Source organism: Stenotrophomonas maltophilia R551-3 (assembly GCF_000020665.1).
Classification (GTDB): Bacteria; Pseudomonadota; Gammaproteobacteria; order Xanthomonadales; family Xanthomonadaceae; genus Stenotrophomonas; species Stenotrophomonas maltophilia_L.
Window position 1 is genome coordinate 636,990 of sequence record NC_011071.1, and the last position, 13,921, is coordinate 650,910.

3 protein-coding genes are annotated in these 13,921 nt (G+C 68.6%); all 3 read left to right on the plus strand.

The genetic code is table 11. The annotated features are described in order from the left end of the window. The first annotated feature begins 290 nt into the window (after positions 1–290). Complete coding sequence (gene purL / locus SMAL_RS02775) at positions 291–4,175, plus strand: phosphoribosylformylglycinamidine synthase (RefSeq protein ID WP_012510011.1); 3,885 nt, start codon at positions 291–293, stop codon at positions 4,173–4,175. Between the two features lie 438 nt (positions 4,176–4,613). Beyond that, positions 4,614–11,792, plus strand: a complete 7,179-nt coding sequence (locus SMAL_RS02780; protein ID WP_012510012.1) for an ESPR-type extended signal peptide-containing protein — start codon at positions 4,614–4,616, stop codon at positions 11,790–11,792. Positions 11,793–11,950: 158 nt separating this feature from the next. Further along, positions 11,951–13,804, plus strand: a complete 1,854-nt coding sequence (locus SMAL_RS02785) for a S8 family peptidase (RefSeq protein ID WP_012510013.1) — start codon at positions 11,951–11,953, stop codon at positions 13,802–13,804. The last annotated feature ends 117 nt before the right edge of the window (positions 13,805–13,921 follow it).

Consider the following 13,921-nt stretch of genomic DNA (forward strand, 5'->3'; position numbering starts at 1 on the left):
ATCTACCGCAGATCGCGGGAAATTGTCGAAGGCGGGGTGGGTCCGGTTGCGGGGGTGTGAGCGGCATGGATGCCGCGACCAAGCCCCCATGGAAGGGTTTACGGCGTCCCCCGCAACCGGACCCACCCCGCCATCTCCCAGGAAACCCGCTGTTGCTGTGGCTTTTGCCTTTGCTCTGGCTGTGGCCTTGGCTTGGGCGCCTCTGCGGGTGCCGGGCGCCGCCCGGCCAGAGCCCTTCCCCCGCTTCCGGTACAATGTCGGGCCCGTTTCCCAACTACGGTTCCCCGGACATGATGGTCCTCGAGGGCGCGCCCGCCCTGTCGCCGTTCCGCCGCGAACGTCTTGAATCCCGCCTGCAGTCCATCGCTCCCTCCCTGCGCATCAGCGGTGCCTGGCACGTCTACTTCGTGCAGCCCGAAGGCAGCGCCGTCCCCGACCTGACCACGCTGTGCCGCATCCTCGAAGCTGCGCCGCAGGCCGAGGCCGTGGCCGAAGGCGCGGTCAGCCGCATCGTGGTGCCGCGCCTGGGCACGCTGTCGCCGTGGTCGAGCAAGGCCACCGAACTGGTGCGTGGTGCTGGGCAGCCGGTCAGCCGGGTCGAACGTGGACTGCGCATCGACGTGCAGGGCTGGCCGGCCGATGCCGCCGCCCAGCAGGCGCTGATCAAGGCGCTGCACGACCCGATGACACAGTCGGTGCTGGAGAACGTCGAGCAGGGTCAGGCCCTGTTCTCGACCCCGGCCCGGGGTGAACTGGAGCGGGTGCCGGTGGACCAGCTGGAGGCCGCCAACCAGCGCCTCGGCCTGGCCATGGCCCAGGACGAGATCGATTACCTGCGCGAGCGCTTCAGCGCGCTGGGCCGTTCGCCGTCGGACGTGGAACTGATGATGTTCGCGCAGGCCAACTCCGAGCACTGCCGCCACAAGATCTTCAATGCCAGCTGGACCATCGACGGCCAGGAACAGGACCGTTCGCTGTTCCGGATGATCAAGAACACCCACCAGCAGACCCCACAGCACACGCTCAGCGCGTACAGCGACAATGCCGCGGTGATCGAAGGGCATCCGGCGTCGCGTTATCGTCCGGACCCGGCCAGCGGTGAGTACCGCAGCGAGCCGAGCGTGCCCAGCGCGTTCCAGATCAAGGTGGAAACGCACAACCATCCGACCGCGATCGCGCCGTTCCCGGGTGCTTCGACCGGCGCCGGCGGCGAGATCCGCGACGAAGGCGCGACCGGCCGCGGTGGCAAGCCGAAGGCCGGCCTGAGCGGCTTCTCGGTCTCGCACCTGCGCATTCCCGAGCTGCCGCAGCCGTGGGAGGCGCCGCGCGCGCTGAACCCGCGCATGGCGCCGGCGCTGGAAATCATGACCGACGGCCCGCTGGGCGGCGCTGCGTTCAACAACGAGTTCGGCCGCCCGGCCCTGCTCGGCTACTTCCGCAGCTTCGAGCTGCCGGAAGGCGCCGACCTGGTGCGTGCCTACGACAAGCCGATCATGCTGGCCGGTGGCCTCGGTGCGATCGACCGCGTGCAGGTCGACAAGATCCTGCTGCAGGATGGCGATGCCGTGATCGTGCTCGGTGGCCCGGCGATGCTGATCGGCCTCGGTGGCGGTGCCGCCAGCTCGGTGGCCTCCGGCGAAAGCGCCGAGGACCTCGACTTCGCCAGCGTGCAGCGCGACAACCCGGAAATGGAGCGCCGCTGCCAGGAGGTCATCGACCGCTGCGTGGCGATGGGCGCCGACAACCCGATCAAGTTCTTCCATGACGTCGGTGCCGGTGGCCTGTCCAATGCCATCCCCGAGCTGCTGCACGACTCGAAGGTCGGCGGCATCATCGATCTGGGCAAGGTACCGACCGACGACCCGTCGCTGTCGCCGATGCAGTTGTGGTGCAACGAGTCGCAGGAACGCTATGTGCTCGGTGTCGCGCAGGAGCGCCTGGCCGAGTTCGCCGCACTGTGTGCCCGCGAGCGCTGCCCGTTCGCCGCGGTTGGCGTGGCCACCGCCGAAGAACACCTGGTGGTGGCCTACGGCGCTGTTCCGGGCAACATTCCGGCCGATGCGCCGATCGACCTGCCGATGGACGTGCTGTTCGGCAAGCCGCCGAAGATGCACCGCGACACCGCACACCCGCCGGCACCGCGCTGGCCGGCGCTGAAGACCGGCGGCCTGGACCTGCAGGAAGCCGGCCTGCGCGTGCTCGCGCACCCGACGGTGGCATCGAAGAACTTCCTGGTCACCATCGGCGACCGCAGCGTTGGTGGCCTGACCGCACGCGAGCAGATGGTCGGCCCGTGGCAATTGCCGGTGGCTGATGTGGCAATCACCCTGGCCGACTTCAACGGCGTGGCCGGTGAAGCGATGGCGCTCGGTGAGCGCACCCCGCTGGCGCTGCTCGATGCCGCAGCGTCGGCACGCATGGCGGTGGGTGAAGCATTGACCAACCTGTGCGCTGCACCGGTCGATGCGCTGGACGAGATCAAGCTGTCGGCGAACTGGATGGCCGCCGCCGGCCACCCGGGTGAAGACGCGCTGCTGTACGACGCGGTGAAGGCGGTGGGCATGGAACTGTGCCCGCAGCTGGACATCAGCATCCCGGTCGGCAAGGACTCGCTGTCGATGCAGGCGCAGTGGCACGATCAGGGCGAGGCACACAAGAGCGTGTCGCCGGTGTCGCTGGTGATCACCGCGTTCGCGCCGGTCGCCGACGTGCGCCAGCAGTTGACCCCGCTGCTCGATCGCGAAGTCGAGAGCGAGCTGTGGCTGATCGGCCTCGGCGCCGGCAAGCAGCGCCTCGGTGGTTCGATCCTGGCCCAGGTGCATGCCGACCATGGCGACCTGCCGGCCTTCGCCGGTGCCGCGCCGGACCTGGATGACCCGCAGCGCCTGCGTGGCTTCTTCGAACTGATCCGCGATGCGCGCCAGTCCGGGCTGCTGCTGGCCTACCACGACCGCAGCGACGGTGGTGCCTTCGCCGCACTGTGCGAAATGGCCTTCACTTCGCGCCTGGGCCTGGACATCACCCTTGATGCCTGGGGCGATGATCCGTTCCGCAGCCTGTTCAATGAAGAACTGGGTGCAGTGGTGCAGATCGCGCGCGAAGACCGTGCGGCCTTCGCCGACCTGGTCGAGCGCCATGCACTGACCGAATGCGCGCAGCGCATCGCCAAGCCGACCACCGCACCGGTGGTGCGCGTGTCGCTGGGTGGCGAGAACCTGGCCGAATGGCGCTGGGACGCGCTGTTCGATGCCTGGTGGTCGGTCACCCATGCCATGCAGAAGCGCCGCGACAACCCGGCCAACGCCGACGCCGAGCGCGAAATCGCGCGTGCCTTCACGGCGCCGGGCCTGAAGCCGAAGCTCAGCTTCGACCTCAACGAAGACGTGGCCGCTCCGTTCATCAGCACCGGTGCGCGTCCGCGCGTGGCCGTGCTGCGCGAGCAGGGCGTCAATGGTCAGATCGAAATGGCGAATATCTTCGAACGTGCAGGCTTCCGCGCGTTCGACGTGCACATGAGCGACCTGATCGAAGGCCGCGTGGCGCTGCAGGACTTCACCGGCCTGGTCGCCTGCGGCGGCTTCAGCTACGGCGACGTGCTGGGTGCCGGCCGTGGCTGGGCGACCTCGATCCTGGAGCGCAGCGCACTGCGTGATGCCTTCGCTGCGTTCTTCGCCCGCGAGGACAGCTTCGCGCTGGGCGTGTGCAACGGCTGCCAGATGATGAGCCAGCTGAAGGGCATCATCCCCGGTGCCGAGCACTGGCCGCAGTTCCGCCGCAACGCCAGCGAGCAGTTCGAAGCCCGTACCGCGCTGCTGGAAGTGGTGGAATCGCCGTCGATCCTGCTGCGTGGCATGGCCGGCTCGCGCCTGCAGGTGGCGGTGGCGCATGGTGAAGGCCAGGCGGTGTTCGACAACGCCGTTGACCAGGCCGCCGCACGCGTCTCGCTGCGCTACATCGACGGCAATGGCAACGTCGCCAGCCAGTACCCGCTGAACCCGAACGGTTCGCCGGACGGCATCACCGGCCTGACCAGCACCGACGGCCGCGTCACCATCATGATGCCGCACCCGGAACGCACCCCGCGCGCGCTCAACATGAGCTGGGCCCCGGCCGAGTGGCAGGGCGATTCGCCGTGGATGCGCATGTTCCGCAACGCGCGGGTGTGGTGCGGCTGATCGCACTGCATCGCGCAGGCCTCAATGCCATCGCGTATGGAAAAACCCGCCGTTGATCGGCGGGTTTTTCTTTGCGCGATTGAAACTCCAGTCGCGACCGCTAGTTACATGCATTTCCATGCGTCGAGGAATCGTCACGCATGCATAACAAAATCCTTTCATAAACACGTGAAATAGTGATGTGCTTCACGGCAATAGGATTTGCCGTGTCAAAGTCTTGACGATCTGCAAAGTTGCCGTTAACACTTGAAGCCCGTTTCAGAATCATTCATTTCGCAGTAACCGCTTGGCGCACGCGCTCGGTTTTCTGTCGCTGCGCGCCGTTCGGCAATACCCCGCAGTAAATCACGCGAATAAACGCCCCCAGGGGACGTTGGGCCGGAAAGCCCAGCGGTGGCGTTGCTTTGCCCAAAACCAGTCCAATCAGGAGCCGTACCGATGAATCGGATTTATCGCAAGGTCTGGAACAAAGCATTGGGTCAGTTGGTGGTGGCCTCGGAACTGGCCTCCTCCGGCAGCAGCGGCGGGGTCGTCGACCAGCGCCGCGATGCAACGCAGGCTGCGCCCGCACGGTTGGCGATGGCACTGGGCCTGGTATTGGGATTGGGCATGAGCGGTATCGCTGCGGCACAGTCGGTGCAGATCGGCGGCAGCGCCACCTGCGTCGCATTCAGCGGCAAGCTGCTCGAAAAGTGCCTGATCGAAGGCACGGCTACGGCCAAGGGCAGCAACGCGGTGGCGATCGGCAGCAACAGCAGCGCCAGTGCTGCCAATAGCGTGGCGCTCGGCGCCGGCTCCAAGGCCACCCGTGCAAACACCGTGTCCGTCGGTGACACCGGCAAGGAACGGCAGATCACCAATGTTGCTGCAGGCAGCCAGGCCACCGATGCGGTGAACAAGGCGCAGCTCGATGCGCAGGCGCGTGCAACGCAGGCCGCGCTTGCCGATGTCGCCGCAGACGGCAACCGTTATTTCAAGGCCGACGGCGCAGGCGATGACAGCGACGCGGCGAAGATCGAAGGGCAGGGCGCCGTGGCGGCCGGTGCCGGCGCACAGTCGCTGGCCAATGCGACCACCGCCATCGGTACCCAGGCCATCGCTGCCGGCATCGGCGCGAGTGCGTTCGGCCAAGGCGCACTCGCGCTCGGCGATGCCAGCGTCGTGGTCGGGCAGAGTGCCGCGGCATTCGGTCTCGGCGACACCGCGGTTGGCGCAAGCGCTACCGCATCCAGCGAGAACGGCGCGGCCACCGCACTCGGCGCGCTGTCCGAAGCCACCGCTGATGGTGCGACGGCCGTCGGCGGCGGTGCCGTGGCGATGGGCCCGGGCAGCACCGCACTGGGCCGCGGCGCTACCGCCGCCAACGAAGCGTCGATCGCGGTTGGCGCGTTCAGCACCGCCGTCGGTGAATACAGCACGGCGCTGGGCTCGAACTCCGCTGCGGTGGCTACCGGCAGCGTGGCGCTCGGCGCCGGCTCACTGGCCGATCGTGTCGATACCGTGTCCGTCGGTGCCGCCGAATACGGCCTGACCCGCCAGATCACCAGCGTGGCTGCCGGTACGGAAGATAACGATGCGGTCAACGTCGGCCAGTTGAAGGGCGTTGCCGCCGTGGCCGATGCTACCGCCAAGCGCTTCCAGGCCACCGGCAGCAGTAACAGCGATGCCGGTGCGCTGGCCGAGGGCGACGACGCACTGGCTGCAGGCGAGGCCGCCAACGCGATCGGCAACGGTGCTACTGCAGTTGGCGCGGGTGCCGGCGCCGTCGCGCAGAACGCCACCGCCGTCGGCAACAACGCGCTGGCCTCGGGCCAGAACAGTGCAGCGTTCGGCAACAACGCACAGGCCAACGGCCCGGGCAGCGTTGCCGTGGGCGGTGCCGCGGTGGACGCCAACGGCAACCCGCTGATCACCAGCGGCGGCGTACCGGTGGAAACCGGCGCCACCAGCGCCGGCGTCGGTGGCACTGCCGTCGGTGCCAGCGCTGAAGCCAGCGGCTTTGCCGCGTCGTCCTACGGCGTGGGTGCCTATGCTGCCGGCGCACAGGCGTCGGCGTTCGGTGCGGTGGCCAATGCCATCGGCGATTACTCCACGGCATTGGGTACGCAGAGCAATGCCACCGGCACCAGCAGCGTCGCCATCGGCGGCCCGGCTGATCTGATCCCCGGTCTGGGCTTCTTCGTGCAGACCCAGGCCAGTGGCGAAGCCGCGACCGCCGTCGGCGCGGGCGCCATTGCCAGTGGCGATCGCGCGGTGGCCAACGGCAGCCTGAGCGAGGCCTCCGGTGCCGAAGCCACTGCGGTCGGCTACTTCGCCTATGCACCTGGCGAGAACGCCAGTGCCCTCGGCGCTCAGACCTGGGCCAGTGGCGCACAGAGCACTGCGGTGGGTTACTACGCCACCGCACGTGGCGCCAACAGCGTCGCGCTCGGCGCCAACTCCGAAGCGGTGCGCGCCAACAGCGTGGCGGTGGGCAGTGCCGGCAACGAACGGCAGATCACCAGCGTTGCCGCCGGCAGCGAAGCCACCGATGCGGTGAACAAGGCGCAGTTGGATGCGGTGGCCAATACCGCCGACACCACCGCGCGGTTCTTCCAGGCGCAGCCGGAAGCTGGCAGCGATGCCGGCGCGCTGGCCGATGGCGAGGGCGCCATCGCCGCCGGTTCGTCGAGCAATGCGATCGGTGCGGGTGCCATCGCGCATGGTGCGGCTGCATCCGCGATCGGCGATGACAGTGTGGCGGTCGGCCGCAACAGCGCGGCCACCGGCAATGGCGGTGTCGCCATCGGTGGCCTCGGCCAGGCCTACGATGAATTCAACCAGCCGATCATCGGTGCCGACGGCAAGGCACAACAGGTCGGCACCACCGCCGTTGCCGATGCCACCGCAGTCGGCAGCGGTGCGCAGGCCACCGGAGCCACCAGCACTGCCTTCGGCAATGCCGCCAAGGCCAGTGGTGACAACAGCTTCGCCGCCGGCGGCAAGTCACGTGCCACCGGCAGCTATGCGGTTGCAGTCGGCGACAGCGCGTTCGCCAGCAGCGATGACAGCACCGCCGTCGGTGGTTACAGCTGGGCGACCGCCAGTGGCGCAGCAGCATTCGGTTCGGGTGCATGGGCCACCGCCACCAACGCGTCGGCGTTCGGCAACGCGGCGTGGGCCAGCGGCAGCGGCGCAACGTCCATCGGTTACAACAGTTGGGCCAACGGTGCCAGCTCCACCGCCGTCGGTCGCGGGGCCTTCGGCTATGGCGACAACAGCGTGGCGTTGGGCTTCCAGGCGTTGGGCAACAGCATCAACAGCATCGCCATCGGCACCAACACGGTGGCCGGTGGTGAGAGTGCGATCGCGCTCGGTGCCGGCAGCAATGCCAGCGCCAGCAACACGGTCGCGCTGGGCGCTGGTTCGGTCGCCAACCGCGCGCGCACGGTGTCGGTGGGCAGCGCTGGCAACGAACGCCAGGTCACCAACGTCGCCGCCGGCACCCAGGCCACCGATGCGGTGAACAAGGCGCAGCTGGATGCGGTTGCGGCCACGGCCACAACCACCAGTCGCTTCTTCCAGGCCAGCGGCAATGGCGATGACGTAGCCGGTGCGCTCGTGGACGGTGACAACGCACTGGCCGCCGGTGATGCGGCCAATGCCATCGGCAATGGCGCCACTGCGCTGGGCAGCGGCGCCAATGCGTTGGCCAGCAATGCGCAGGCGGTGGGCTTCAATGCCCTGGCCAGCGCGGCCAATGCCAGCGCCGTCGGCGCCAACGCACAGGCCACCGGTGAGTACGCCACCGCGCACGGTGCGGAAAGCGAGGCCAGCGGCGAGCAGAGCGCGGCGTTCGGTGCGGCCAGCATCGCCAGCGGTGCCGGCAGTACCGCTACCGGCGTGCTGTCCGAAGCCTCTGGCGAAGAAGCCGTGGCTGTGGGTTACTTCAGCAATGCCAGCGGTGACGCGGCAACCGCCGTGGGTAGCGAAAGCGTGGCCAGTGGCACGGCGTCAGCGGCCTTCGGTATCGGTGCCGAAGCCAGCGGCGGTTACAGCACCGCCATCGGTGGCTACGCACAGGCCTCGGCGTTCAACGCCACGGCGTTCGGCAACTTCGCCAATGCATCCGGTTCCAACAGTGTGGCAGTGGGTGGCGATTCGGAAGCCTCCGGTGCCTACAGCACCGCCACCGGCCAGGGCAGCCTGGCCACCGGCACCAACAGCGTCGCCGTTGGCGGCTCGCTGTTCGGCGTGCTGGCCACCGAGGCATCGGGCAACTACTCCACTGCGGTGGGTGGTGGCGCCTGGTCGGGGGGCATCAACAGCACCGCACTGGGCAACGCCGCCGAATCGCGCGGTGCCAACAGCGTGGCGCTGGGTGCGGACTCGATTGCCGACCGCGACAACACCGTGTCGGTGGGCGGCGGCGGCAATACCCGCCAGATCACCAACGTGGCCGATGGCACCCAGGGCAACGACGCGGTCAACAAGAACCAGCTCGATGCGGTGGCCGCTGCGGCGGAAAAGACCAGCAAGCAGTTCCAGGCCAGTGGCAATGCCGATGGCGAAACCGGGGCGCTGGTCGAGGGTGACAACGCGCTGGCCGCAGGTGACGCCGCCAATGCCATCGGCAACGGCGCCACCGCGCTGGGCAGTGGTGCCAATGCGCTCGCGGCCAACGCCACGGCGGTAGGCATCGATGCGCTGGCCACCGGCAGCAACGCGGCTGCCCTGGGCAGCACGGCACAGGCCACCGGCGAAGACAGCCTGGCGCTCGGCACCGGCGCCAGCGCCAGTGAACTGGGGGCAAGCGCGGTCGGCGCGCGCGCGCAGGCCAGCGGTGCATACAGCATGGCCACAGGTACAGAAGCCAATGCCAGCGGCACCCAGGCATTGGCCAGCGGTTTCCGCAGCGCCGCGTCCGCCGATGGCACTACCGCTGTCGGCGGCTACGCCGAAGCCAGCGGTCGCCTCGGCACCGCGTTGGGCTACGGCTCGGCGGCCAGTGGTGCCAACACCACCGCAGTCGGTTTCGGTGCCGCTGCGGCCGGAACCGGTGCCGTTGCCGTGGGTCAGTCCAGCGAGGCCAGTGGCGAGGAGAGCGTGGCCATCGGTGGCAGCACCTTCTTCGGCCTGATCCCCTCGCGTGCCAGTGGCACCGGTGCCGCGGCATTCGGTGCGGGCGCGTGGGCCACCGAAGACTACGCCACGGCGATCGGCTGGAATTCGTGGGCGGCAGGCGGCAGCGCCACCGCACTGGGTGCCAATGCCACCGCCAATGGCAGCAACAGCGTCGCGCTCGGCGCCGGTTCCAAGGCCGACCGTGACAACACGGTGGCCGTCGGCAAGGCGGGCGGTGAGCGCCAGGTAACCCATGTCGCAGCAGGCAGCGAAGCCACCGATGCGGTGAACAAGGGCCAGCTGGATGCAGTGGCCAGCGTCGCCGACAAGACCAGCCGCCAGTTCCAGGCCAGCGGCAATGCCGATGGCGAGGCCGGTGCACTGGTGGACGGTGACAACGCACTGGCTGCCGGTAATGCGGCCAACGCCATCGGCAACGGCGCCACCGCACTGGGCAGCGGTGCCAACGCGATGGCGGCCAATGCCACCGCGGTGGGCTTCGATGCGCTGGCCACCGGCAACAATGCCGCTGCACTGGGTAACACGGCGCAGGCCAGCGGTGTCGACAGCGTCGCCCTCGGCAGTGGCGCCAGTGCCAGTGAGCTGGGTGCCAGCGCCACCGGTGCCGGCGCCCAGGCCAAGGGCGCCTACAGCACCGCCAGCGGTGCGCAGGCCACCGCCAGCGGCACGCAGTCGCAGGCCAATGGTTTCCGCGCCAGCGCGTCGGCCGACGGCGCATCGGCCATCGGTAGCTACGCCGATGCCAGCGGCCGTCTTGGCACCGCAGTCGGTTATGGCAGCAAGGCCACCGGCGCCAACGCGACGGCGGTTGGTGTCAGCGCCAATGCCAGCGCTGCCGGCAGCGTCGCGCTGGGTGCTGGTTCGGTTGCCGACCGTGCCAACACCGTGTCGGTCGGCAGTGCCAGCAGCGATCGCCAGATCACCCGTGTCGCCGCCGGTACCGAGCGTACCGATGCGGTCAACCGTGGCCAGCTGGATGCCGTTGCCGCCACCGCAGACGGCACGGCGCGCTACGTCAAGGCCACCGGCAGCGGCACGGCCAGCGCCAGCGGTACCGACGCCGCAGCCATCGGTTCGGCAGCCAGCGCCAGTGGTGCGCGCAGCAACGCGCTGGGTGCCAATGCGCTGGCCATCGGCAACGGTGCATTGGCCCTGGGTACCAGCGCCGGTGCAACGGGTGCCAACTCGGTCGCGCTCGGCGCGGGTTCGCGAGCGCTCGATGCCAACGTGGTGTCGGTCGGTGGTGGCAACGGCACCGATGGTCCGGCCACGCGCCGCATCGTCAATGTGGCCGATGGCCGCATCGCCGCCGGCAGCACCGATGCGATCACCGGTTCGCAGCTCAACGTCACCAACCAGCGCGTGGGCGCGGTGGAAACCCGCGTCGGTGATTTCGATTCGCGCATCACCACCGTTGAAACCACGGCGGCCAGCGCGGTGGGCTACGACGACGCCAGCCGTGATCGCCTGACCCTGTCCGGCTTCCAGGGCACCACCATCGACAACGTCGGTGCAGGCAGCATTGCCGCCGGCAGCCGTCAGGCGATCAACGGCGGCCAGTTGTTCCAGTCGCTCAGTGATGCAGCCAGCTTCCTCGGTGGTGGTGCCAGCGTCGGTATGCAGGGCGTGTTCGTGGCGCCGAACTATGTGATCCAGGGCGCCACCTACAGCAACGTCGGCGATGCATTGGGTGCGCTGGACCGCAAGGTCAGCGAGATCGACCGCCGCAGCGCCGGTGGCACGCGTGCCGGTGCGTCCAGCCTGCGCGCGATGAGCGCCTCGCTGGATGACACTTCGTTGGCCAGCACTGCCGATGCCCCGGTGGCGGCGGATGCGGCAGCGGCCAGCACCGCACGCGTGCAGGGCACGCCGACGGCTGCCGCAGCAGGTGCCGGCATTCCGGTGGGTACGCCGGGAAGCGGCGCCAACTCGGTCACTGTGGGTGATGGCGCCGTGGCCAGCGGGGCTTCCTCGACCGCGATCGGCCAGGGCGCTACCGCCACAGCAACCAACGCCATTGCATTGGGCCAGGGCTCGCTCGCCGACCGTGCCAATACGATCTCGGTGGGCAGCGAGGGCAACGAGCGCCAGGTCACCAACGTGGCGGCCGGTACCACGGCTACCGATGCGGTCAACAAGGGCCAGCTTGATCGTGGCATGGCCACGGCCAACAGCTACACCGACAGCCGCGTCCAGGCCGTCACCGACAGCTTCGATGTGTTCAAGGGCGAGATCGACGGACGCCTGCGCCACATGGATCGCCGCATCGACCGCCAGGGCGCGATGAGCGCTGCAATGCTCAACATGGCCACCAGTGCTGCCGGTATCCGTACCCAGAACCGGGTCGGCGTCGGCATCGGTTTCCAGGGCGGCGAATCGGCGTTGTCGCTGGGCTACCAGCGTGCGATCAGCGATCGCGCCACGGTCACCTTCGGCGGTGCCTTCAGCAGTGACGACAGCTCGGTTGGCGTCGGTGCCGGCTTCGGCTGGTAAGCCATTCCATCGCGCCGGCGGCCACCCACGCCGGCGCAGCACCTGCAGTGAGGGCCTGGGGGGAGGTCACGGCAATCCCGGCTGGGCCGGCCGGGAGTCGTCAAGGAATGATGGCCGCAGTGTTGGTTCGAACCATGACCCAGAAGAGGAATTTCGACGTGATCAAGAAGCAGAACCTTCGCATCAATGTGCTTGCCGCCGCCGTGCTGTCGATGACGGCTGTCGGTGCCGTCCACGCCGCCGGCCTGCCGACCCGTGAGCCGGTGCGCCAGGCCAGCACCGCCCAACCGGGCGCCGAGCGCATCATCGTCAAGTACCGGGCCGGCGCTGCTGCCGCCACCGACCGCTCGGCGAAGCTGTCCAGCGTGCAGTCGGCGCTGACCCGGGCCAGCCTGTCCGGCGGTACCTCACGTGCCAGTACCCTCGGCCCGCAGGTGGTACGCAAGCTCGCTACCGGTGCGGACCTGATCCGCGTGCAGGGCCGCCTGGCCCCGGCCGAACTGCAGCGTGTGCTGAAGGAACTGCAGGCCGACCCGTCGGTGCAGTACGCCGAAGCCGACGTGAAGCTGCGCCGCACCGAGCTGCGTGCCGGCGATGTGCAGCCGGCACTGGTGCCGAACGATCCCTTCTACCAGCAGAACCAGTGGCACCTGCACAATGCGGTCGGCGGCATCAACGCACCGGCGGCATGGGATGTCTCGCAGGGCGAAGGCATCGTGGTGGCGGTGATCGATACCGGCATCCTGCCGCAGCATCCGGACCTGGTTGGCAACCTGTTGGAGGGTTACGACTTCATCAGCGACGCCGAGACCTCGCGGCGCCCGACCAATGATCGTGTGCCAGGCGCGCTTGACCAGGGCGACTGGGTGGAGAACGACAACGAGTGCTACGACGGCTCGCTGGCCGAGGACAGCTCCTGGCACGGCACCCATGTGGCCGGTACCGTCGCCGAGCAGACCAACAATGGCGTCGGCATGGCCGGTGTCGCCTACAAGGCCAAGGTGCTGCCGGTGCGCGTGCTGGGCAAGTGCGGCGGCTACCTGTCCGACATCGCCGACGCGGTGGTCTGGGCATCGGGTGGCACGGTGACCGGCATCCCGGCCAACACCAACCCGGCCGAGATCATCAACATGAGCCTGGGCGGCAGCGGCGCCTGCGGCAGCACCTACCAGGACGCCATCAACGGCGCCATCTCGCGCGGTACCACGGTGGTGGTGGCGGCCGGCAATGAGACCGACAACGCGTCCAAGTACCGTCCGGCCAGCTGCGAAGGCGTGGTGACCGTGGGTGCGACCCGTATCACCGGCGGCATCACCTACTACTCCAACTACGGCACCCGCGTGGATCTGTCCGGCCCGGGCGGCGGTGGCAGCGTCGACGGCAATCCCGGTGGCTACATCTGGCAGACCGGCTCCAATGCGGCGACCACGCCGGATTCGGGTACGCCTGGCTACATGGGCATGGGCGGCACCTCGATGGCCTCGCCGCATGTGGCCGCCGTTGCTGCACTGGTGCAGAGCGCGCTGATCGCCAAGGGCAAGGATCCGCTGACCCCGGCGGCCATGCGCACCCTGCTGAAGGAAACCGCGCGTCCGTTCCCGGTCGCCATCCCGGCGGCCACCCCGATCGGTACCGGCATCCTCGACGCCAAGGCCGCGCTGGCCAAGGCACTGGAAGAGCCGTGCACCGAGAACTGCGGACCGGTGGCCACGCCGCTGACCAACAAGGCGGCCATCGGCGGTCTGTCCGGTGCGGCTGGCAGCAGCAAGCTTTACAGCTTCGAAGCGGCCGCCGGCAAGCAGTTCAGCGTGATCACCTACGGCGGCACCGGCAATGTTTCGGTCTACGTGGCTGAAGGCCGTGAGCCCAGTGCCAGCGACAACGACGCCAAGTCGACCCGTCCGGGCACCTCCGAGACAGTGCGGGTGACCAAGCCGGTGGCGGCCACCTACTACATCAAGGTGGTGGGTGAAGCGGCCTACAACGGGGTGAGCATTCTCGCCACGCAGTAAGCTCGCACTGTCGTAGTTGAATGGCCGAAGCCCGTCATCCCGTGTGACGGGCTTCGTCTTTTTACGAAAGGTGGCGCAGGAGCGGCGGAAATCACGGCTTAACTGCTAAAGTCGAAC